The sequence below is a fragment of the Flavobacterium rhamnosiphilum genome (genome assembly GCF_004349195.1).
Classification (GTDB): domain Bacteria; phylum Bacteroidota; class Bacteroidia; order Flavobacteriales; family Flavobacteriaceae; genus Flavobacterium; species Flavobacterium rhamnosiphilum.
Window position 1 is genome coordinate 1 of sequence record NZ_SMLG01000014.1, and the last position, 24896, is coordinate 24896.

Here is a 24896-nt window from a genome sequence, read left to right on the forward strand (position 1 = left end):
GAAAACCCTGTTCTAACGAACGGGGTTTTTTATTCATACTTCTTCATTATAAGTAAAGTATACCGGTACCTTAGCTCAGATGGTAGAGCAATGGACTGAAAATCCATGTGTCCCTGGTTCGATCCCTGGAGGTACCACAAAATGCTCGGATGGTGAAATTGGTAGACACGCTGGACTTAAAATCCAGTGAACAGCAATGTTCGTGCGGGTTCAAGTCCCGCTCTGAGTACAAGAGACTTCAGTTGGCTAACGCTGGCTGAAGTTTTTTTATTTTTAAGATTAAAGAATCCTCATCATTCATTTGATGGAGATTTTTTCGGTTATATATATTACTTTACTCAAAATGGTGTTGTTTGTAATTACCTGTAAATTTTTCAGTTAAGTGTTTGTTTGTAACGTATTTATGATTTTTGATTTCAGATTTCTGTAAACCCATAAATATTTATATTGGTAATCAAATAAAGAGAGCATCATTTTTTATTTTAATACCTCGGTCGAAAATCTGCAATCAGAAATCGTTACTCTTTATTCAAAAATCTTTTAACTTAATAGTATTGAGCTATTGCTGTGATAAGTTTTGAACTTATATTATTTAGCATAGAAATTAAACACCTATATTTGCTATCCAATAAAAAACGAAATTATAGAAAAATAATTAAAGACATATAAAATTAGCGTTTAGCGAATAAGCCTGTATTCTGAAAATTCGACACTTCAAAATACCTACAGGGAAGTTTAAGCTAACGTTCACGCGTAGGCGTGGGCGTTGCTTTGCTTTGTAGGTACGGGCGTCGAATCCCGCAGAATACGAGCATTGCAATTAGCCTGCGCCTATTTTTTTGTCGCTTGACAAAATATGAAATTATACGCTACACTTGAAAGGGTTTTAAAATCAGAATCCAATTACCATACAAATTTATTAGACAATCAAGGTGATTTGATGCTCAATAAAATCCACGATTTAGTGGATAAAACCGATGAAAACTTAATTGGTTTGTTTTTAGAAAACCAAGAATTAAGAGAAAAATTCTTCTTTAAAATCAAAGATGTTTATGTTTTCAAAACCAATGATTTCAAGTTTTATCTTGACGAAAATAAAATAGACAATTCCTATACCCAATATGAGAATAGAATAGGTCTAACGGCTAATGGTAAATTTCTAAAAGACAATTCCGATGTGGTATTGGATTTTCCCTATAAAGACTGTGTTCTTGAAGGCGGACAAAGCACCGTAGAAGGAACAGATACTTATTTTGAATATGATGAAAAGGATCAGCATTATATAGAAAAGCAAGCCAAACGAAAAGAAATATTCTTTAATCAAGTTTTAGCAAAAGATGAAATTGATAGATTGCTTGAGCCAAAAGCATTTGCCAACATAAAAAAATATACTGCTAACGGTGAAGAAAATCTATCTTCTTTTGAAAGATATGAAAACGGAACGATTAAAGATAACCTTATCATTAAAGGAAATAATCTTTTGGCGTTACATTCCTTAAAGAAAGAATTTGTTGGTAAAATAAAATTGATTTACATAGATCCACCATACAACACTGGCAATGATAGTTTTGCATATAATGATAGTTTTAATCATTCAATTTGGTTAACATTTATGCGTAATCGATTAATTACATCCCTTGAATTATTAACAGAAGATGGAATAATATTCGTTCAATGTGATGATAATGAGCAGGCATATTTGAAAATTCTTTTAGATGAAATTTATAAAAGAGAGAATTTTTTAAGTTGCATTGCTTACAGAAAAACTGACAACCAAGCAAACATTGGTAATATTGCGAGAGTAAAGGAATACATACTGCTATATTCAAAATCTAAAACCATTACTTTAAATAAGATACCTCTAACTGATAAGGCTATAAAAGAATACAGGTATAGTGATGAAAATGGAAAGTTTAGAAGAGCAATTTTATTACACAAAACAAGAGGTACTAATAATTATGAAATAATAACTCCTTCTGGTACTAAGTTAAACGGACCTTGGATGGTTAATGAAAAGAAATTTGAAGAATTAAGAAACTCTAATGGAATATATTGGACTTCTGGAGGTGATGAACAACCTTATGGTAAAATTTATTTAGAAAATTCTAAAGGACAAATTCCAAGTGATTGGATTGATAAAGAATACGGTACAAATCAACAAGCTGCTATTGCATTGGAGAAACTTTTGGGATATAGGGCTTTTGACTTCTCTAAATCAGTACCATTATTGAAACACTTAATTCGTATAGGTGCAAATAAAAATGATATTATATTAGATTTTCACGCTGGTAGTGGTTCAACAGCTCACGCTGTTTTAGAATTAAATGAAGAAGACGGTGGAGATAGAAAATTTATAATGATAGAGCAGATGGATTATGCACAAAATATTACTTCAAATAGAATTTTAAAAGTAATAGAGAATAATGTAAAAGGTTCATTCGTCTATTTAGAATTGGCAAAAAACAATCAAACAGCCATAGAACATATTCAAGGATGCAAAAGTTATGAGGAATTGGTTGGCTATTTTGAAGAAATGTGTGATAAATATTTCTTGCATTATAATGTAAAAGTAAAAGAGTTTAGAGAAGTAATTTGCAAAGAAGAAAACTTCAAAAAACTGTCATTAGACAAGCAAAAAGAAATGTTTATCAAAATGCTCGATTTAAATCAACTCTATGTAAATGTTTCTGATATGGAAGACAGTCGTTATGCTTTGAGTGTGGCAGATATTGCATTAACAAAAGATTTTTATCAAATATAATCTTTGTCAAAGTTCTAAACTTTGACAAAGATATAAGCTAGAACATAATATCATTTACAACCTAAATTAGAAGACAAAATAATGAGTTTATTTCCCATTAAATATCTTTTTGAAGAACTAATATCTAAAGCCTTTGATTTAGATATTAGAAAACCTAAAATTCCTGATTACATTAAAGATAATCTAAGGTTTGAGTTATTCGATTGGCAACAAAAGGCGTTGCTTAATTTTTTGCTTTATCAAGATATAAAACAAGTTGAAGAAGACAATAATCCTACCCATTTACTTTTTAATATGGCAACCGGAACAGGGAAAACCTTGCTGATGGCTGCCGTGATTTTATATTATTACAAACAAGGTAAAAACAAGTTTATCTTTTTTGTAAACCAAAATAATATTGTTGGTAAGACCGAAGACAATCTTACCAATCCTTTGCACAATAAGTATTTATTCCAACAAAACATTGTTGTCGATGATAAAATAGTAAACATCAAAAAAGTTGATTCATTTTCTAACTACGACGAAGATATTCAAATCCTTTTTACTACCATTCACGGTTTACATAATTCGGTTTATAAAGTAAAAGAAGATAGTATTTTCTTGGAGCAATTGCAAAAAGACGATATTATAATGCTTGGTGACGAAGCTCATCACTTGAATGCAACAACCAAAAAGAAAAAAGGAGCAGTTCAAGAAGAATTAGAAATAATCACAGCTTTATCAGAAAAAGCAAGTCAAGACCAAATAGAAAAAAGTTGGGAGCATACCGTTATTGAATTGCTATTAAATAAAGGTAAAAAAATCAATACTTCCCCAAACCATAATGCATTAATAGAGTTTACGGCAACCGTTCCGGACAATGAAGAGGTGAAGAAAAAATACGTTCCGAAAACAATTCATAAATTTGATTTAAAAGACTTTCTAAAAGCAGGTTATACCAAAGAAATAAACCTTGTTTCAAGCTCATTTGACAAGCGCAAAAGAGTATTACAAACATTATTGTTTAATTGGTATAGAAACGAAATCGCTTTAAAATATAACATCCCTAACTTCAAGCCTGTAATCCTATTTAGAAGCAAGTATATTGACAAAGAGCAACAGAATAATTCCCAAGAAGATTATGAATTTTTTATAAATCTGATAAAAGACCTAAAAGGAGAAGATTTTAGTTTCTTAAATGAATTTGACGAAGAAGCACTTTTCAATATTACTGAATTGTACAAGAAAGGTCAAAGTAGAATTATTGATATTAAACGCTATATGCTTGAAAATAAACTTACTTCAAGTAATATCATAACCTATCTTCAAGGCGCATTTGTAGAACGGAATTGTATTATTACCAACTCAAAAAAAGGCACTAAAACAATAGAGAAAACCGAAGCCGAAACCGAAAGATTATTAAACAGTCTTGAAGATAAAAATAATCATATCAGAGCTATTTTTACTGTTCAACGTCTTACTGAAGGTTGGGATGTTTTGAATCTATATGATATTGTCAGAATGTACGAAGGACGTGATGAAGGTAAAGATGAAAAAGGTGATAGGAAAGCGGGAAAATCAACAACATCTGAAGTGCAGTTAATTGGTCGTGGTGTTCGATATTATCCATTTGAATTTGAGGGAAAAGAAAAAAACAAAAGAAAGTTTGATAATCAGCTCAATCACGAATTAAGAGTTTTAGAGGAGTTCTATTTTCACAGTGATAATAACGAGAAGTATTTAAATGAATTAAAAAACGAATTAAAAAGGCAGGAATTACTTCCTGACAAAGACAAATTTTTAAAAACATACCAACTAAAACAGACTTTTATTGATAGCGATAAGGAGTTCTATAACAATATTAAACTCTATTACAACAATCGGTTAACCAATCCAAACAAACGAAAATCAACTTTAAAGGAGGTAAAAGATAGTTTTGATTTTTTTTATAAAGTAGAAACATTTAAGATTAATGAAACCACTGTAAATTTTGAAGTAAACGAAAATGATACAACCCGTTTTAAACAAGGAACATCAGATAGTAAAACGTTGGCATTAGTATTAAAAAATTTTGAAAATCATATCATCAGAAAAGCCATTAACAGCATTGCCAAAAGAGATAATTCATTATTAAGATTTAATAGATTGAAAGAGGAGTTAAATATTAATTCTATTGATGAAATTATGAAAGATGATTTACTTGGCTTGTTTCCAATAACATTAATTGTTCCAAAAACCTATAATAATTTAGATGATGTTGTGAATGTAAATCAACTAAGTGCCTTAATACGCTTTTTTGAAAAAGTAACGTTAGAATTGCAACTAATTTCAAATCCTTATATCGGTTCAGAATTTGTTGCAATACCATTCAAGGAAATGGATGTTTGGTACAAAGAAAAATCTATTGAAGAAGAACAGGAAAATATAGATTTAGAAAGGGATTTAAAAGACAAGGATTGGTATATCTATAATGGATTTAGTGGAACAAGTGAAGAGAGAAACTTGATTAATTTCCTAAAAGATACAATGGCTAATTTTGAAAGTGAATATGGAAAAGTATTTCTATTAAGAAACGAAGAAGTATATAAAATTTATGACTTTGAAAAAGGAAGAGGTTTTCAGCCCGATTTTCTATTATTCCTAAAATCATCCAAAGAAGAATTATTATATTATCAAGTATTCATAGAGCCCAAAGGAAGTCAATTTGAAGATGCTTCTGGTAATTTCAAAGAGGGTAAAGAGGGTTGGAAAGAAACATTTTTAGAACAAATTACAGAAAAATACGGTGTTGAAAAAGTATTAAAAGCAGAAAATAAAGACTATAAGTTATTTGGTTTGCCTTTATATAATGCGAAAAATACTGTAAACTTTAAGAAAGCTGTAAAGGATTGTTTGGAGATTGAGGTTTAATTTTTAATCATTTTTTGTTTTTTGAATTGTCGTTGGCTTTAGCCGAATAGTATAGAGATTATAAACCCCCTTTATCAAAGTTCAAAACTTTGACAAAGGGGGTTTATCCATTCAAAAAACAAAATAGATAGTGGGTTGTTTTTTAATGCTATAGATATAAATTAAAACAATTATATCGCAATATAAAAGAATTAATTTATGAATACGGGCGAAATACTAATCTATCAAAACCAAGAAGGTACTATCAAAATTGATGTTCGGCTTTAAGAGGAAACGGTTTGGTTGTCTCAAGCACAAATAGCGACACTTTTTGGTAAAGGTAGAACCATGATAACCGAAGATATTCAAAATGTTTTTAAGAAGGCGAATTGGAAGAAAAAGTGGTGTGTCGGGATTTCCGACACACCACTGTACATGGCGCAATTGAAGGGAAGACTCAGGGAAAAGACGTGAAGTATTATAATCTCGATGTAATCATTTCAGTAGGTTATCGTGTGAAATCACTTCAAGGCACACAATTCCGTATTTGGGCAACGCAACGACTCAAAGAATATCTTTTTTTAAAGGAGTTTGTCCTGAATAGTACACTCAAATACCTTTTATTATAAAAAAAGGGACTATTATAACTCCCTTAAATCATTCTTCTCAATTTCTTCAATTTGTTCCTCAACCCATTCTTGCAATTTCAGCGCTTTAAAAGCAAACCATTCTTCCCTATAATCGGAATTATCTATGATGAATTTAAATTCGCGAAAGGGTTTATTTCTGTTTAAAGCTTGGAAAAGTTTGAGCTTAAATTCCAATTTGTTGGGTAATTGTTCCGCAAATGCTTCCATAATCCCAAAAGAATAATTTGAATTAGGCTTTTCGATTACTGCTACATCTTCGTGATTATTTTTGATTGAATCAAAATCTTCTTGCAACCATTGATTGCCAATAGCTGTATCGTCTGAATCATCGTCTAGCAAATGGCCTAATTCCTCTGGCAGAAAAAGTATTTCACCGGTTTTTTTGTTCCAATAACAGTTTAGTCCACAGTCTAAGTTCTCGGCGATTTCCTTTATTTGGGATTTGTTTAATGGTGTCATTATGATTTTGTTAATGAGGCTGCTATTTCAATTTGTTTAAAATTTCCTTCATGGCAGGGCGGTTTTTATATTCGATTAGGTAATTTGCCACTAAAATATTTGCCATTTCGGTACCGCCTTCTATTTGTTTCATTTTCTGTAAAATGGTCGCGATATATTCGTAATGATTTCTTCCTGTATTATTGAAAGCATAGGAATTTAACTGTTTTTTATACAATTCCAAGGTTTCTTTCGGGAATTGATTTTGAAAATATTTAGAATAGTTTTCTAAATTATGGATGCTAGATTTTGTGTTGAAATAAGGCAATATTTTATTCCATTGGCATTCTTCAATCCACAATTCGACCAATGAACTGGAGAAATAATTGTCACCACCATAGTTTTTTTCCAAGGTCAGAAATCCTTCTTTCCATTGATTTTCAGCAAATGTAGCTTTGTATTTAAGGTAATGCTTCTTTTCAAAACGGTTTGAAATAAAGTAATGGGAATATTGTCGTATGTCGGCCGTGTCGTTTTCCAATTCAGCTATTTGCAGTAGATAGGTGTACCAATCTGATTTGTAATGGTTGGATTCTAGGGTTTTTAATTTGTCATGAATCAATTGTTTTGCGCCCGATAAATTGTCCTCAAGCATGTATTTCTCTACGACATTCTTTCTAAAACTATCGATATGTAAATTGGCCATTAACAATTCAAATCCCTTTTCTGGCTGTTTGTTTTGAACATAAAAATCAATAAGATTTCCCAGAATACATTCCTCTTTGTATTTTGAATCGATTTTTTTAAGGGCGTTATTAAGAAGGTCTAAATAATATGCTTCTTGTTCTTCCGTTTTTGCCAATTTGCCAAAAAAATCAAAAAAGAAAACATCAGCATAAAGATATTTCGAATCCTCAAACTGCTCTTTGAGATAGGTAAAGACCCTTAAATCAAAAGTATTATTGTTTTCTAAAATCAAATCTAGAATCATAAAAGGATAACTCTCATAATCCTCCGAGATGTAATCCATAAAATCAGAATCTAGATATTCCAGCCATTCCGAGTATTCTTCAAGCATTGCTTTGGCTATAAGATAGGCTGCTTCAGGATTGTTTTTTTCTAACTCGCTTTCGGCTTTCGTTTTCCATTCGTCCAAAATGTCCAGTTCTATTCCATCGTGATTGTAATAATAATCGTCTTCATCATTGTCGGAACTAACCGATTCTAAACCAATTCTAATGATTGCATTTAGGTTGATTTCGTTTTTTATTTTTTCTTCCGTAAAGAAATCAAGTTTGATTTTTTGGATAAAATCAGGGTTGTATTTGGAGTATTCAATCAGAAAATCAAAGAATTTTTCTTTAGAATTACCTTCAAACAGTTTTCTGATTAAGGCTTCATTATCCTCTGAATTTATCTTTGTTATAGATGCTGTTTTTATTCCAATCTTTGACAGAATCATTCCAATATGTTTGCAAGGAGAATAATCACTCGGGCAAGAGCAACTGTAGTTTTCGAACTGATTATTTTCTCCTAATCTAATTTTTATGGTATAAGTTCCATAATTTCCGGCATATCGGGCAACCCATTTGTTATGTGATTCTTCGTTTAATGCTAGTATTGACATTTCATTTTTTTTTATAATCCAAATGTAAATAAAAATTAAAAATGTTTTAATGTTTTTGAATTTCGAAATGGTTTTTGAATGAAAGGAAAAAAATAGGTTTTTACGGAGATGTCACCAATTCGATTGAAGATTTGATCTATCGAATATTTGCTAAAAAATGGTTGTCCCAAAGCTTCGGGATTGAATGTTCAACGGATACCCGCGTGCAATGTCATCAAGTCAAGAAATTTGAATGTGAATCTTTGTCAAAGTTTAAAACTTTGACAAAGATGAAATAGTTTTAAATCAATATTTTGGCTAAAGCCTTTCCCAAAATCAATTATTATTTATAAAACCCAATCTGTATGGTTTAGAAATTCACGAGATGAAATAGCATCAACTAGTCAATTGTATCTTTCGTTTCTTCTAGTTCATCGGATTTTCTTCCAATTTTTATTTTAGGATTGTCTTTGTTTCCTGTGATAACTAATGGAACTCCGAAAATTCCTAAAGGCGGTAATCCCAATCGCATTTTGAGGTTGAGTTTTCCGTCGAGACTTGTTTTTCCTTCGATTCTTGGTCGGAAACCGGCAAATTTGAATTTGAAACGCTCGATAGTTATGATGTTGTTTTTTATCGAAGACTTTATATCCACTTTTGAAATTTCAGGATTTTTGATTCCTTCGTGACTGGTTTTTTTACTTACGGCATTAAACATCTTCATGCCGTATAATTTTATATCTTTTATAGAAACGACACCGTTACCTACTAATGAAGGATATACGGGTTCCATCTTTCCATTTAATTTCCCCTTGAGCTTGTAGTCTAATGAAATGGTTCCTTGCGCTTTTTCGGCAGCACTTGCCATTTCTCTGAAAATTTTTATTTCGTTGTACGCTCTTTTAACATCAAAATCGCTGGCTTTTATCTCATATTCAAATTGGGCCTTTTTGGGCGTAATGCCTTTATACTTGGCATTCATCGTAACGGCACAACCAATCAGATTGAAACCGGTATTTTGCATGTTTAATTTGCTATTTTTCATTTGGAGCGCTCCTTTGGCATCGTTGAGAGTCAGTCCATTGAAATTTACTTTTTGAGCATTGGCTTGGAATCGCAAATCGAAATTAGACGGAATCAGGATTACTCCTGTTTCTAGTTCTGATGGTGCAGCCGTTGTCGTTGCAGCCATTTTGGTGGTACTCGACATAAATTCATCGGCATTGACGTATTTAGAATTTAGCGTAAATGCACCTCTCAAAACACTGTTTTTGGAAGTTATGAAATTGAATACGTTTTGTAAATAGCCATTCATTTTAAAATCAGATTGACCATAAGCGGCCAAAAAGCGATTGAAAGTCATTTTATCCTGATTGATTTTGAATATCCCTTCTTTTATAAGAAATGACTTTGGCAGGTATTCAGACGCTACAAGAATGTTTCGGAGTTCGAGTGTGCCTTTGTTATGCAGTTTGCTGTAGTTGCCTTTTTCGGCATCACTTTGTTTTCCTTTTAATGCTAAATCTGCTTTGATAGAGCCATCAATATCCAGTCCTTTTTGAGAGAAAACTTTGTATATTCTGCTGATGTCGAGCGTTCCTTTGGCTTTGATGTCATAGGTAAGATCGTCAAAATTATTCAAATCAGCTTCCACAAAAACCGGTTTTCCTTCGAAGGTAAATTGTGTTGGTTTTATTGTTACTTTCAGGTCGCTGAATGTTCCTTTTTGATTGGTTACTTTGGAAACAATGTTGATATTAGTAATTGGATTCGGATAGTATTTGGTTTTTAAATAGCCGTTTTTTAAATTTATAGTTGCATTTGTAACTGGAAAAATATGATTTTGTGAATCGTATTTTCCTTTTGCGGTTCCTTCCCCAGTAAGTATTCCTTTTAATTCTATATCAGGAATTCCAAGGGCACGATTGAGTTTTTCTAAATCAATTTTGGTGTTTAAAGTAGCTTCAATTTGGGGATTATGTATTCCTTTTACATACAATTTCGTTTTCAAATAATCGGCAGCAATGTTCAAAGACAAATTCTTTGCATCAACAATCAAAAGATCAGGATTTAAGGAAGGAAGTTGAGTTGATAGATCCAAGTTTAGATTTGAAACAGGAAATTTACTCTTGTCATAATTTACAAAACCATCTCTTATTTTTAAATCCAGATTTAAATTGGGTGCTTTCTTTTTGGAAGCAATATATTCTCCTTTTAAAGTCAGCAGTAAATCAGTTTTCCCTTTAAGTTCTGTTTTTTTGAGCCATGTAATATACTTTGGAGGAAAAGCCGTAAATAAATCTTCCAGATTACTATCAGTAGATTTAACAATGAAATCTATATTATAACCATCTTTTAGAAAGTCAAATTTTCCTTTGAAATCTACCGGTAATTTGTTGATTTTTAAATCATTTTGTTCAAATACAAAAGACAATGAATTGACATTTACTTTAGTGATTAAATCTCCATCTACTTTTTTGTTCATCAAGTAGGGCACATTTCCATAAATGATATTTAATCGATCGATTTTTGCTTTTGAATATAAGTCAAATACATCTTTGCTTAAATCTCCATTGCCAAGATAATTAAAACCCAAAGCATCAAAATGGATGTAGGTCGATTGATCGTCGTAAACAATTTGGCTGTTTTTTATTTCAATTTTTTCCAGTTTTAAAGCTGTTTCAGAGCTGTCACTTTTTTTTGTTTCCTTTGGGGCGATATATACATTATAGTTTGATTCCCCATTTTTGTTGACTTTTACATTTATAAAGGAATGGTTCAGGTAGATTTGGTCAATTTCAATGGTACTGCTAAAAATTAGGCTTGAGACATTTATACCAAACGAAACTTCTTTGGCTGTAATAAATTTTTCGTTTTTATATGGAGCAGAACCGTTGAGTTTAAAATCATTTAACGTAAGTGTTAAAGATGGGAAATGATAGAAAAAGGAAACCTTTGCATCCGAATAATTCAGTTCAGCATTTAATTTGGCATTAGCCGCTTTTTTGATTTCCTGCTCAATCCTTTCTGAAAAAATAAAAGGGGTTATGAACATCAAAGAAAGAATAACGACAATAGTAATTCCTATGTATTTTAATGTTTTAAGAGTAACTGCTTTAAGTTTATTGTTAGGCATGAGTAAATCCTTTTTGGGAATTATTTGATTAAATAAAATAAGGGGCAAATGTACTCAAAAAGCAACTGATAATTTGGGGAAACAGATTGGTTTTTTAGACTATTTTAAATTTCTATAATACTCACAAATCGAGTTAATAGGACATTCAGGGCACTTGGGTTGAGGCCGACAAATTTCTCTTCCCAAAAATGAAATTGCCATCCCGATTTCGCCCCAGATTTCTTTTGGTAACACTTGCATGAGTTGCTTTTCGGCTTTAATGCCATCTTTGGATTCTGTGATTAATCCTATTCTTGGAGCAACCCTTATGACATGCAAATCGGCGATGATTCCTTCTGCAGGAACTTTAGCTTCGCGAAGGATTACATTTGCTGATTTTCGTCCGATGCCTTTTAATGCCACTAAACCGTCCATAGCGAGCGGAATATTTTCGTTTTTTTTGATTGTTTTCGCGATTTCCAGAAGCCAGTTGGCTTTGGTTCCAAAATTCCGGACTTTGGAGATATAGGGAAATAATGTCTCCACATTTGAAACAGACAGGCTTTCCATATTTGGGTACACTTCAAATAGAGCAGGGGCAATTTTATTGATATTAGCATCAGAATCTTGTGCAGATAAAACAACCATCATCAAAAGCTGGTATAAATTATGGTAGTCCAACGGATGTTTTCTTCCTTTGTACTTCGTTAGAATTGGTTCTAATTTCTTAGCCCAATCGTTTGAATTTCCAAATAAATCCATAGTATCATTCTTTAAAATCTACAGATAAGGAATTCACACAATAGCGTTGCCCAGTTTTGGTAGGTCCGTCTTCAAATACATGACCCAAATGACTGCCGCAATTGGCACATAAGATTTCAGTGCGTTTCATGCCATGTGTAACATCCGAAATATATTGTACTTTTCCAGGAATGGACTCATCAAAAGAGGGCCAACCACAATGCGCATCAAACTTAGAGTTGCTTTCAAACAAAGGCTCTCCGCAGGCGCCACAACAATAGGTTCCTTTTTCAAAATTCAAGTTGTATTTTCCCGTGTGTGGATATTCGGTTCCTTTCTGGCGAAGAATTCGGTAGCGTTCTTCTCCTAATTGTTCCTTCCATTCTTGTTCGGTTTTTTCTACAGGATATTTCATGATTTATTAATTTTATTAAAAAATTATTATTCTTTATTTTTTAACTCTTACTGCAAGATTATAAAAGTTTTTATTTCATTGTAATTCAATTACTTATCGTGAATGAATTGAACTGTTTTTTCAATTACTTTATGGTTGCCAAGGATTTTTCGATGTCCTAATCCGTCCGTTAATAATAACTCCCCATTTTGTAAGTATTTATGAATGTGTATTCCAGCTGTCACAGGAACTTCAGGGTCATTATTATCATGGATGACTAAAACGGGAATAGCCGTTTCTTTCGCAGCCAAATAAGCAGAATAACTGTTCATATCTTCCTTGTATTTTTTTTCGAAATGCAAACGCAAACGGGTGCTTATATTTGGTTTCAATTCTAATTTTGCCACAAAATCATCCATAATATCTTGAACGATATCGCCACTGCCAATAATAACGGCATGATTTACCTTAAGCCCTTTTTTTATGGCATTCAAAACGGACATTCCGCCTAATGAATGACCAACTGCAGCTTCGAAAGGACCAAACTGTTTGTCTATTTCTAAAATAGTGGCAATAAAATCGACCATAATAGTCGTTTTTCCGGGAGATTTTCCGTGTGCCGGTGCATCAAAACTAACGGTGGAATAACCTGTTTTTATCAATTCATCGGCTATTTTGAATAACTGCGTTCCGCGTCCAGACCAACCATGAACCAGTAAAATTTTCTTCTCACTTTTTCCATATTGATATAAAACAACCTCTTTGTCAATTGCCGGAATGGTGATTAATTTTTGGATGCTATTATGATCCATTTCCAATTCTCTTTTTGGAATTTTATGTTTTATAGGTGTTGTAAATAATTTCGCAGCAAATTGAGTCACTAATTTCGGTGAAATAAAAGAGATAAGTTTACTGGTTAGGATTATAAATCTAGGAATTTCTAATGATTGTGTATGAATAGAAGTCTTTTTTGTCATTTCAATAAATTTTCAACCGAGTTATTATTTTATATATTTTTCACTAAATTTAGAAAAACATAAAAGTAGTATATTTTATAAAAATTTAATGAATTAATAGCATTTACTTAAAATCTGCAAAGGGAAATATCAAAGAATAAACTGTAGTATTGTTAAGTAATAATTTAAAAATAATAAAATTTCATAAATGGAAATATTTCATATTAGTGCAGAATGTTATCCTGTAGCAAAAGTGGGGGGATTAGCTGATGTTGTAGGGGCTTTACCCAAATATCAGAATAGTGCAGGTCATCAGGTGAGAGTTGTGATGCCTTGTTATGACACAAAATTCAGAAAGAAAAATGAGTTTGAATGCGTGCATTGGGGACATGTAAAATTGGGGAGTTTTAATTTCCCTTTTAACATTCTAAAAGAGAAAACAGACAAGTTGGAATTTGAACTGTATTTGGTAGAAATTCCGGAGCTATTTGATAGAAAAGAAGTGTATGGCTATGAAGATGATATTGAGCGTTTTTTGTCTTTCCAGATCGCCACATTAGATTGGATGATAGGGAGAAATGAAGTTCCTGATGTTATTAATTGTCATGATCATCATACCGGTTTGATTCCTTTTATGATGTTGTATTGTCACGAATATGAAAAATTGCGAAATACGCCTTCTATGATTACCATTCATAATGGTTTGTATCAAGGGCAGTTTGGTTTTGATAAATTGTATTACTTGCCAAAGTTTGATTTATCGCATGTGAAAGTTTTAGAATGGGACAATTATATCAATTCGCTTGCCGTAGGAATTAAATGTGCTTGGGCAGTGACGACCGTTTCTCCAAATTATCTGAATGAGATAAATTATTCTGCTAATGGACTGGAATCCTTATTTAATTTGGTGCGATACAAGTCAAAAGGAATTTTGAATGGTATCGATATTGAAGTTTGGGATCCGGCTAAAGATGCTATGCTGTCAACCAATTATTCTATCAAGAATTTCGAGAAAGGGAAACAGGAAAATAAAGAAAAATTGTGTAACCTTTTTAATTTAGATCCAACAAAACCACTTTTTAGTTTTATAGGTAGATTATTGGAAGAAAAAGGAGGCGATTTATTGCCTCACGCTTCAGCACTTGCTTTATCTGAAAATTATCAACAAATTAATATTTTAATTTTAGGCTCAGGAAATACACTGATTGAAAATCAATTGAATGGCTTGTTGTCTGATTATAAAGGCAACTACAATACTTTTATTGGATACAATGAAGAGTTAGCCCATTTGATTTATGCAGGTTCTGATTTTTTATTAATGCCATCAAGAGTTGAGCCTTGTGGTTTGAACCAAATGTATTCCTTACGGTATGGCACCATTCCTATTGTGAGAAGAACCGGTGGATTGAAAGATACTGTTATTGATTTTGGTGACAATGGAAACGGAATTTGCCATGATCAGGCAAGTGTTGCTGACATTTGTTATTCGATTCAAAGAGCAGTGGATTTATACCAAGACAGAAAAAAGCTAAATGAAATTAGAAAAATAGGAATGAGTACAGATCATTCTTGGAGTAGTGTCTGCCAAGAATACATAGACATATATAATTTAATCATTAATAAAAAATGAAAGCTAAAAAGAAAAATGTTATTGCAATTATTTTAGGAGGTGGACAAGGATCCAGATTATACCCGTTAACAGAAACAAGATCTAAACCAGCTGTACCAATAGGAGGAAAATACAGATTAGTTGATATTCCAATTTCAAATTGTATGAATTCGGATATTTATAGAATGTTTGTATTGACTCAATTTAATTCAGCTTCCTTAAATGCCCACATAAAAAACACCTATAACTTTAGTATTTTTAGCCATGCCTTCGTTGATATTCTTGCCGCAGAGCAAACTCCGGATAATCCAACTTGGTTTCAAGGAACTGCGGATGCCGTAAGACAATGTATGCCCCATTTTTTGAATCATGATTTTGATTATGCATTGATTCTTTCAGGAGATCAATTGTATCAAATGGATTTTAACGATATGTTAGAGGAGCATATTAAAAATGAAGCTGATATCACGATCGCAACTTTGCCAGTAAATGCGAAAGATGCACCTGAATTTGGAATATTAAAAACAAACTCCGAAAGTTGTATCGAGTCCTTTATTGAAAAACCAGCAAAGGAATTGTTATCAGATTGGGAATCGGATGTGAGTGAGCAAATGAAGAACGAAGGAAAGCATTATTTGGCTTCAATGGGAATCTACATCTTCAACAAAAAACTGTTGGTAGAGATCATGTCAAATAAAGAAACTAAAGATTTTGGTAAAGAAATTATTCCACAAGCTGTAGGTCATAAAAAAATATTAAGCTACCAATATGAAGGATATTGGACAGATATTGGTAATATAGATTCCTTTTTTGAAGCTAATATTGGATTAACGGAAGACTTGCCAAAATTTAATTTATTCGATGACAACAATAAAATTTACACAAGGCCAAGATTGTTGCCTCCATCAAAATTCCAAAAAACATTGGTTGATAGATCGTTAATTTCCGAAGGTTGCATTTTGAATGCCAAAGAAATAAACCATTCCGTAATTGGTATTCGATCCAGAATAGGGGAAGGAACCATAATTCAGAATTGTTATGTAATGGGGAATGATTTCTATCAGAATATTGATGATATGAATGAAGATCTTAAAAACGACAGACAATTGGTAGGAATTGGTGAAAGATGTTTTATAAACAATGCTATAGTAGATAAGAATTGTAGGATTGGTAATGATGCTTATATCAATGGAGGAAATCATTTAGAAGATTTTTCTAATGAATTGTATGCCATAAAAGATGGAATTGTTGTCATTAAAAAAGGAGCAGTTATACCGGATAATTACATCATAAAGTAAATTTATAAACTGTTTTTTCTTAAAAATAATATTCTATTCTTTTTCTAAAAATAGAATTATACAATTGTTATATGAATAAAGTTATCTCGCATTCCCTTTTTACCGATTTTGACATCGATTTATTTAAAGCAGGGAAACATTTCCGATTATACGAAAAACTAGGTGCGCATCTTGTAACAGTCGATGGCATTAAAGGCGTTTATTTTGCGGTTTGGGCTCCTACGGCACATTCGGTATCAGTGGTTGGGGATTTTAATTTTTGGACACAAGGAGAACATCTGCTGCAAGTTCGTTGGGATTCTTCAGGGATTTGGGAAGGTTTTATTCCAAATATAGAAAAAGGGACAACCTATAAATATAAAATACAATCTAATAATGGTGGAATTATCACCGAAAAAGCAGATCCATTTGCCTTTTACTGCGAAAAACCTCCACATACAGCTTCAGTGGTTTGGGATCTGGATTACAAATGGAAAGATGCGCACTGGATGGAATCGCGTAAAAACCATAATGGTTTAGACAAACCTTATTCTGTCTATGAAGTACATTTAGGTTCCTGGAAGCGTCATACCGAAGACAATCGCTTTTTGACTTATCTTGAATTTGCCGAAGATTTAGTCCATTATGTAAAAGAAACCGGGTTTACTCACGTTGAGTTTATGCCTATAATGGAATATCCATATGATCCGTCTTGGGGATATCAATTGGTTGGGTATTTCGCGCCGACTTCCCGTTTCGGGAACCCACAGGATTTCATGGTTTTAGTAGATAAATTGCATCAAGCAGGAATTGGCGTAATTCTGGATTGGGTTCCTTCTCATTTTCCGGATGATGCACATGGTTTAGGATTTTTTGACGGATCGAATCTTTTTGAACATCCTGATCGAAAAAAAGGCTATCATCCGGATTGGAAAAGTTTGGTTTTTAATTATGGACGTAATGAAGTTCGGTCGTTTTTGATAAGTAATGCGCTGTTTTGGCTGCAACATTATCATGCCGATGGGCTTCGTGTAGATGCCGTAGCTTCTATGTTATATTTGGATTATTCCAGAAAAGAAGGGGAATGGGAGCCTAATATTTATGGAGGCAGAGAAAATCTTGACACCATAAGTTTTTTGAAAGAATTCAATGAAGCGGTTTATTCTAATTTTGAAGGAGTGCAAACCATAGCTGAGGAAAGTACTTCTTTTCCAATGGTTTCCAGACCTACATCCGTTGGCGGATTAGGATTTGGTATGAAGTGGATGATGGGCTGGATGCATGATACTTTGGACTATTTTCAAAAAGAAACGGTTTACAGAAAATACCATCAAAACGATTTGACTTTTTCGATGACTTATGCGTTCTCCGAAAATTTCATGCTGCCACTTTCCCACGACGAAGTGGTTTACGGGAAAAAATCTATCGCCGGAAGAATGCCTGGCGATGAATGGCAGAAATTTGCGAATTTACGATTGTTATACGGCTATATGTTTACACATCCCGGAACAAAATTATTATTCATGGGAAGTGAGTTTGGACAAAGTAACGAATGGAATTTTGAAGGAAGTCTTGATTGGCATTTATGGGAATATCCGTACCATGAAGGCGTAAAACAGTTGATTACAGCCTTGAATAAATTGTATAAATCCCAACCGGCACTGTATGAAAAACAATTTAGCCCAGAAGGTTTCGAATGGATTAATTATTCGGATCATCAAAATGCAGTGATGTCTTTCATCCGAAAAGGGAATAACCAAAAAGACGATGTGATTGTAGTTTGTAACTTTACTCAAGTTGTTCGCTCCAATTACCGTATTGGTCTGCCAAAAAAAGGAAAACTAACAGAAATTTTTAATAGTGACGCCAAAATTTATGGAGGAAGTGGCGTAACCAATCATGGTAAATTAACAATTGAAGCGATGCCTTATGATGGAAGGGATTATTCAATTGAATTGCTTTTGCCGCCTTTGGGTGTAACGGTTTTTAAAATTTTATAAAACAAAGAGATTTGGAGATAAAGAGAAGCTGATTTGTTTTAAACAAAGAGGTTTAGAGATTTAGAGAAGCTGATTTTTTTTACAATGAGATTAAGAGGTTAAGAGGCATTCATGACACAATTTACATTTTTGTAAGCAAACAAATTTATCTAACCCATAAAATTTGCACTAATTCAAGAATTTTAATAGCATTTGCTCTTAATCTCTTAATCTCATTGTTGAAAAGTAAACTGAAATATTAGATTAGAAAATTGAGTAACGAATAGAAAAATGATAATCATATGGTTACAAAAGAATTTGTAGACGATTTAAGTTATGAAATTTTTGCTTCAATAATTGAAGTTCACATGAGTCTTGGGCCTGGTTTGATAGAAAGCATTTATCATAAATGTTTGGCCCACGAATTAAAACTGAGAAATATTAATTTCACTTCTGAAGCTTCATTTTATTTTAACTACAAAGATTTAGATTTAACAACTGATTTTAGATGTGATTTGTTTGTGGAAAATTGTATCATGCTAGAATTAAAAGCAGTTCAAGAGATTATTCCCTATTTTAAAGCAAAACTAATTAGTCAAATGAAAATCGCAAAAGCACCAAAAGGAATTCTTGTAAACTTTAATGTAAAAAATATAATGTCAGAAGGCAAATTTGTATTTCTAAACGAATATTACAACCAATTGCCCTAAATAAAACAGAAATAAAAACCAACCTCTCTAAATCTCTAGGCCTCTTTGTTAATAACAAAACAATCCCTCTTAATCTCTAAATCTCATTGTTTAAAAACTATAACGTTTTCGCGAATAAACCTCAGATTTACATGTGCTTACCACGGTTTTTTGTAAGTTTGAAAACCAAAAAAATGATTAAAATTAATTTCACAAGATATGATTACAAATACAGAATTAGAATATAAAGGGGATTTATATCCTTCAAAAATAGTTTCTTTTGAGCATGAAGTAGATTCAGTCTATTTTCATACCGGTAATAGTGTAATACTTAAAGTGACCATATTAAGAGATAGTTTAATCCGATTTCGGTTTACTACAAAAGGATATTTCAGCAATGATTTTTCTTATGCAATTGATAAAAGTCATTCTCATGGATATAATTTTCTTGAGGTTTCTGAAGTGGAAAATTATTATCAGATAAAAACCAGTAAAGTACTGTGCAGAATTCAAAAAACAGACATGAGACTGTCTATTTTTGATTTGGATGAAAATGTCATATTAGAAGATGAATTGGGTTTTCATTGGGAAGAAAGCTATGAATATGGCGGTAATATCGTAAAAATGAGTAAGGCTTCCAAAGATGGTGAATGCTTTTACGGACTTGGCGATAAAGCAACCCAAATGAATTTGAAGGGAAAGAGACTGGAGAATTTTGCTACGGATCAATATGCTTTTCAAAAAGACCAAGAGCCGTTATACAAAGTCGTTCCGTTTTACATTGGATTACAAAACAAACAATCGTACGGAATTTTCTTCGACAATACTTTTAGAACCTATTTTGATTTTTGTCATGAACGAAGAAATGTAACGAGTTATTGGGCCGAAGGTGGAGAGATGAATTACTATTTCATTTACGGACCGCAAATGCAGGATGTTGTTACTACGTATACTGATTTGACTGGAAAACCGGAACTGCCGCCGCTTTGGGCACTTGGATATCATCAATGTAAATGGAGTTATTATCCGGAAAGTAATTTGAAAGAAGTTGCAGCCAAATTCAGGGAATTACAAATTCCATGCGATGCGTTGTATTTGGATATTGATTATATGGAAGGTTTTAGATGTTTCACCTGGAACAAAGAATATTTTCCCGATCCAAAACGAATGGTGGCTGAATTAGCCGAAGATGGTTTTAAAACAGTTGTAATCATTGATCCGGGAATAAAAATTGACAAAGAATACGCTGTATATAAAGAAGCCTTAGAAAAAGATTATTTCTGCAAAAGAGCCGATGGTCCGTATATGAAAGGAAAAGTATGGCCGGGAGAATGTAACTTTCCAGATTATACAAACCCAGCAGTAAGAGAATGGTGGGCGGGATTATTTAAAGAATTAATTTCAGATATTGGAGTGAAAGGAGTGTGGAATGATATGAACGAACCTGCGGTTATGGAAGTTCCCAATAAAACATTTCCTATGGATGTACGTCACGATTACGATGGAAATCCTTGCAGCCATAGAAAAGCACACAATATTTATGGCACGCAAATGGCTAGAGCCACGTATCACGGTGTGAAACGATTTGCTTATCCAAAAAGGCCTTTTGTAATAACAAGATCAGCATACGCAGGAGCACAGCGCTACACGTCTTCTTGGACAGGAGATAATGTGGCCACTTGGGAACATTTATGGATTGCAAATATTCAGGTGCAACGCATGTCTATTTCCGGGATGGGTTTTACGGGATCAGATATTGGTGGATTTGCGGAACAACCTTCGGGTGAGTTGTATGCCCGTTGGATTCAATTGGGTGTTTTTCATCCTTTTTGCAGAACCCACTCATCTGGTGATCATGGCAATCAGGAACCATGGGCTTTTGATGAAGAGGTGATAGATATCACTAGAAAATTCGTAAATTTACGGTATCAATTATTACCCTACTTGTACACTATGTTTTGGCAATATATTGAAGAGGGAATTCCAATGCTAAAACCATTGGTATATTATGATCAAGAAGATATTCAAACGCATTATAGAAATGATGAATTTGTTTTTGGAAACCAAATTTTAGTATGTCCTATTTTAGAACCAAATGCTTTAGGTAGAAGAATGTATATTCCTAGAGGGCAGTGGTATAATTATTGGACCAATGAGACAGTTAATGGAGGAAAAGAAATTTGGGTAGATACTAAATTCGATGAAATTCCAATTTTTGTAAAAGCAGGAGCAATCATTCCTAAATATCCAGTGCAACAATATGTTGGAGAGTTAGAATTTGATGAGTTAACATTAGATATTTACTACAAAGAAGGAAAAGAGAAATCAGTAGTTTATGAAGATGCTCAGGATGGATATGATTACAAAAAAGGGAGGTATAGTTTCTTATCGTTTCAAACAACCGGTAAAGAGAAAGAACTGATTATTCAGCTACATAAAGAAGGAAAATATGACACAAATTATTCGAAATATAAAATAAATCTTATCGGATTACCATTTAAAGTTAAAATGATTGAAATTGATAATGTGGAAGTTTCTTTTGATGAAAACACTTTGAAAAATAGTGACTACTTGATTGTAAATAAGGAATTTACAACGTTGCATATAACAGGTGAATAACAAAAAAGTTGATATATTTATATTTAATTATGTAAATATAAATGTTTATAATAATTGTATTTTTGTTTAATATTTAAAATCTAAAATTATGAAAAAACATTTATTAGTAGGGATTTTTGCAGTTGGATTGGTTTATTCCTGTGCTACTAATCCACTTACAGGAAAAAAAAGCCTAAATTTTGTTTCTAATAGTGAGTTGTTTCCAACATCTTTTCAGCAATACGGTACTTTTTTAAAGGCAAATAAAGTGATTACCGGAACTGCAGATGCTAAAAAAGTAGAAACGGTTGGGTTGCGAATTAAAGCAGCGGCAGAAAAATATTTAACCTATTTAGGGCAGACACAATATTTGAATGAGTATCGTTGGGAATATAAATTAATTGATAATAAAGAGGTGAATGCTTGGTGTATGCCTGGTGGAAAAATTGTTGTTTATTCCGGTATTTTACCAATCACTAAAAATGATGCCGGTTTAGCAACTGTAATGGGACATGAAGTTTCTCACGCATTAGCCAATCATGGGGCACAACGTATGAGCGCAGCTCAATTGCAGCAATTAGGAGCTGTGGGAGTTGCAGTTGCTACAGGAGGTAAAAGTGAAGAGAATCAACAAATCTGGCAGCAAGCTTATGGTGTAACAACGCAATATGGTGCAATGCTCCCTTTTAGTAGAGGACATGAAACGGAAGCGGATAAAATAGGACTTACTTTAATGGCAATTGCAGGGTATAACCCGGATGAATCTATTGTTTTTTGGCAAAGAATGGCTTCGCAATCTGCGGGACAAGCGCCGCCGGAATTTTTAAGCACACACCCATCTGATGCAACCAGAATCGCAAATCTAAAAGCACTAATTCCTGAAGCAAAAGCTTTAGCAGCTAAAGTTGGTGTTATTTACAGATAGTACTTAATAGTATTATAAAAACAGTTAAACAGGCTGTCCTTGAAAGGGATAGCCTGTTTTTTTGAATTTAAGTTATAAAAGATTTACGGCTGTTATCATTCTTTAATGATTTGTTAAAGCATAAATTATTTGCTTTTTAGATCATTCTTAACAAAAAATAAATAAATTCGCATCGCAAACAAAAACAATATGGCAGATTTACCAAAAGGGAGTAAAAAATTATTAAATGCATGGGCTTTTTATGATTGGGCGAATTCAGTTTACCCATTAGTGATTACCTCTGCCGTTTTTCCGATATTTTACGAGGCCTTATTTGTCGATAGGGACTATTACATCCATGTTTTTGGAACGAGTATTAAGAATTCGGCCTTAATTAGCTTTGTTACTGCGGTATCCGTTTTAGTTGTGGCTTTGATTTCTCCTTTTTTGTCTGGAATTGCTGATTATGTGGGAAATAAGAAATCCTTCATGCAGTTTTTCTGTTACTTGGGCGCCTTATCTTGTGTGGGTCTGTATTGGTTTAGTTTAGAAAATATTTATATCAGCTTGCTCTTTTATTTATTAGGCTTAATAGGTTTTTGGGGAAGTGTGGTGTTTTATAATTCCTATTTGCCAGACATTGCATTTGTAGAGCAACAAGATGGAGCCAGTGCCAAAGGATATTCCCTTGGTTATATAGGAAGCGTTATCTTGTTAATCATCAATCTAGGAATGATTATGCAGCCCGAATTTTTTGGAATAACTGGAACCAAAGGAGAGGCCGCCATGAAAGCCATGCGTTATTCTTTTGTTACGGCAGGAATTTGGTGGATTGTTTTTAGTCAGTACACCTATTATTTTTTGCCAAAAGGCAACAAAAATGCAGATCGTAAAGTGACACACCATGTTGTTTTTAATGGTTTTAGAGAATTAAAAAAAGTTTGGGATTTATTGGAACACAATAAGGCTTTAAAAAGCTACCTGCTTAGCTTCTTTGTTTATGGCATGGCGGTGCAAACCGTGATGCTCATAGCCGCCTATTTTGGAACCCAGGAAATTGCTTGGGAATCTAAAAGTGAAGGTACAATTGGTTTAATTATTTGTGTTCTATTGACCCAGTTGGTCGCTATTTTAGGTGCGGTTTTAACTTCTAGAGCTTCGGCGAAGTTCGGAAACATTCCTACTTTGATAGCTCTCAATTGCTTTTGGGTTTTAGTTTGTGCTGTAGTTTATTTTATCACCTTGCCCATTCAATTTTATATTATGGCGGGTTTTGTGGGGCTGGTGATGGGAGGAATTCAGACCTTGTCTCGTTCCACCTACTCTAAATTGCTGCCGGAAACCGAGGATACCGCTTCGTTTTTTAGTTTTTATGATGTTGCCGAAAAAGTGGGAATTGTTATTGGGATGTGCGTCTACGGAATCATAGACCAAATTACAGGAAGCACAAGACTTGCTATTGTATTTTTGGGAGCCTTTTTTGTTATTGGTATAGTTTTGTTAAGAAGAGTGCCAAAAAAAGGTGTTTTAAATTAATAAAACACCTTGTTAAGATAATAACTAGAAAAAATTAAGCTCTCGAAATAGCTCCTGAGCTATTCACTTTCGTATCTTTTTTCTTTGGATCTCCAGTGTATTCAATATCTCCGGAACCAGAAACTCTGGCATGAAGACTTTCGCTGCAAAAAACTTTACTGTCTCCTGAACCAGAAACGGTAATCTTTGCGTTTTTAGATTTTAAATCACCCGCATCAATATCACCGGAACCGTTTAAATTACTATTGAAATTTTCAGTTTTACCTTTTAGAACAACATCTCCAGAACCACTTAAGTTGACATCAAAGTCATTTGCTTCAACATCTAAATTCATATCACCTGAGCCGGCTAATTTAGCTGAAAATGATTTCGATTTAATACTGTTTTTAGTTATTACATCACCTGAACCAGTCAAAGAAACTTGACTGATACTTTCGAAAGGGACAACTATCACAATTTGTTTTCCTTTGCTGGTACTGATTTGTTTGTTCTTTTCAGTAGAAATTTTCAATACTTGATCGACAACTTCAACTTTGATGAAAGGCAATAAATTTTCTTCACCTTTTATAGTAATGCTTCCTTCTTTTCCTGAAACTAATTCGACATCAAAAAATCCTGTTATTGCAATTCCATCATAAGAAGCTGTACTTCTTTTTTCAGAAGTTACTTTTCCATTACCTTTTATTTTTTGATTGGATGACCATTGGGCATGTGTCATTGTTGTTAGTAATAAGGTGCAACTAACAAATAATTTGATTGAATTTTTCATAAATAA

At 33.0% G+C, this 24896-nt stretch carries 16 protein-coding genes, 2 tRNA genes and 1 pseudogene; 12 read left to right on the plus strand and 7 right to left on the minus strand.

From position 1 onward, the window contains the following. Positions 1-64: 64 nt before the first annotated feature. The 5 genes and pseudogenes from E0I26_RS14800 to E0I26_RS14820 all read left to right on the plus strand — a co-directional run. Positions 65-137 (plus strand) — tRNA-Phe (locus E0I26_RS14800). Positions 138-143: 6 nt separating this feature from the next. Beyond that, positions 144-229: transfer RNA gene (locus E0I26_RS14805), tRNA-Leu, on the plus strand. A 627-nt stretch (positions 230-856) separates the two neighbouring features. Next, positions 857-2761 (plus strand): site-specific DNA-methyltransferase, encoded by a 1905-nt coding sequence (locus tag E0I26_RS14810; RefSeq protein ID WP_131917221.1) that lies wholly within the window; start codon positions 857-859, stop codon positions 2759-2761. 81 nt (positions 2762-2842) lie between these two features. Then, complete coding sequence (locus tag E0I26_RS14815) at positions 2843-5650, plus strand: DEAD/DEAH box helicase family protein (RefSeq protein WP_131917222.1); 2808 nt, start codon at positions 2843-2845, stop codon at positions 5648-5650. A 198-nt stretch (positions 5651-5848) separates the two neighbouring features. After that, positions 5849-6231 (plus strand): annotated as a pseudogene (locus E0I26_RS14820) (virulence RhuM family protein); the annotation flags it as partial. A 39-nt stretch (positions 6232-6270) separates the two neighbouring features. Here the strand turns inward: E0I26_RS14820 and E0I26_RS14825 are convergent. From E0I26_RS14825 to E0I26_RS14850, 6 genes are all read right to left on the minus strand, one after another. Next, the gene (locus E0I26_RS14825; protein ID WP_131917223.1) at positions 6271-6738 is read right to left on the minus strand and encodes a UPF0158 family protein; all 468 of its coding nucleotides are present in this window, start codon (positions 6736-6738) and stop codon (positions 6271-6273) included. A 22-nt stretch (positions 6739-6760) separates the two neighbouring features. After that, a complete protein-coding gene (locus E0I26_RS14830) occupies positions 6761-8344 on the minus strand; it encodes an SWIM zinc finger family protein (protein WP_131917224.1) in 1584 nt (527 codons plus the stop codon). Between the two features lie 379 nt (positions 8345-8723). Further along, on the minus strand, positions 8724-11459 hold the full coding sequence (locus tag E0I26_RS14835; protein ID WP_131917225.1) for an AsmA family protein: 2736 nt from the start codon (positions 11457-11459) through the stop codon (positions 8724-8726). Positions 11460-11558: 99 nt separating this feature from the next. Further along, positions 11559-12200, minus strand: coding sequence for an endonuclease III domain-containing protein (locus E0I26_RS14840; RefSeq protein WP_131917226.1), 642 nt, complete (start codon positions 12198-12200; stop codon positions 11559-11561). A 4-nt stretch (positions 12201-12204) separates the two neighbouring features. Next, positions 12205-12594, minus strand: a complete 390-nt coding sequence (gene msrB, locus E0I26_RS14845; protein WP_131917227.1) for a peptide-methionine (R)-S-oxide reductase MsrB — start codon at positions 12592-12594, stop codon at positions 12205-12207. Between the two features lie 89 nt (positions 12595-12683). Beyond that, positions 12684-13550 carry an alpha/beta fold hydrolase gene (locus tag E0I26_RS14850; RefSeq protein ID WP_131917228.1) on the minus strand — a complete coding sequence of 289 codons (867 nt, stop codon included), beginning with the start codon at positions 13548-13550 and terminating at the stop codon, positions 12684-12686. A gap of 187 nt (positions 13551-13737) precedes the next feature. Here E0I26_RS14850 and E0I26_RS14855 point away from each other — a divergent pair, with 187 nt between their 5' ends. The 7 genes from E0I26_RS14855 to E0I26_RS14885 all read left to right on the plus strand — a co-directional run bounded on the left by E0I26_RS14855 (position 13738) and on the right by E0I26_RS14885 (position 24121). Next, positions 13738-15159, plus strand: coding sequence for a glycogen synthase (locus tag E0I26_RS14855; RefSeq protein WP_131917229.1), 1422 nt, complete (start codon positions 13738-13740; stop codon positions 15157-15159). Next, the gene (locus E0I26_RS14860; RefSeq protein ID WP_131917230.1) at positions 15156-16436 is read left to right on the plus strand and encodes a glucose-1-phosphate adenylyltransferase; all 1281 of its coding nucleotides are present in this window, start codon (positions 15156-15158) and stop codon (positions 16434-16436) included. The genes E0I26_RS14855 and E0I26_RS14860 overlap by 4 nt, the downstream gene beginning before the upstream one ends. 71 nt (positions 16437-16507) lie before the next feature. Then, positions 16508-18415 (plus strand): 1,4-alpha-glucan branching protein GlgB, encoded by a 1908-nt coding sequence (gene glgB, locus E0I26_RS14865; RefSeq protein WP_131917231.1) that lies wholly within the window; start codon positions 16508-16510, stop codon positions 18413-18415. A 281-nt stretch (positions 18416-18696) separates the two neighbouring features. Next, positions 18697-19104 (plus strand): GxxExxY protein, encoded by a 408-nt coding sequence (locus tag E0I26_RS14870; protein ID WP_131917232.1) that lies wholly within the window; start codon positions 18697-18699, stop codon positions 19102-19104. Between the two features lie 198 nt (positions 19105-19302). Beyond that, a complete protein-coding gene (locus tag E0I26_RS14875) occupies positions 19303-21702 on the plus strand; it encodes a glycoside hydrolase family 31 protein (RefSeq protein ID WP_131917233.1) in 2400 nt (799 codons plus the stop codon). Between the two features lie 88 nt (positions 21703-21790). Then, a complete protein-coding gene (locus E0I26_RS14880) occupies positions 21791-22606 on the plus strand; it encodes a M48 family metallopeptidase (RefSeq protein WP_131917234.1) in 816 nt (271 codons plus the stop codon). 189 nt (positions 22607-22795) lie between these two features. Then, a complete protein-coding gene (locus tag E0I26_RS14885) occupies positions 22796-24121 on the plus strand; it encodes an MFS transporter (RefSeq protein WP_131917235.1) in 1326 nt (441 codons plus the stop codon). Between the two features lie 34 nt (positions 24122-24155). Here E0I26_RS14885 and E0I26_RS14890 read toward each other — a convergent pair whose 3' ends face one another. Then, complete coding sequence (locus E0I26_RS14890) at positions 24156-24890, minus strand: head GIN domain-containing protein (protein WP_131917236.1); 735 nt, start codon at positions 24888-24890, stop codon at positions 24156-24158. Positions 24891-24896 lie beyond the last annotated feature (6 nt).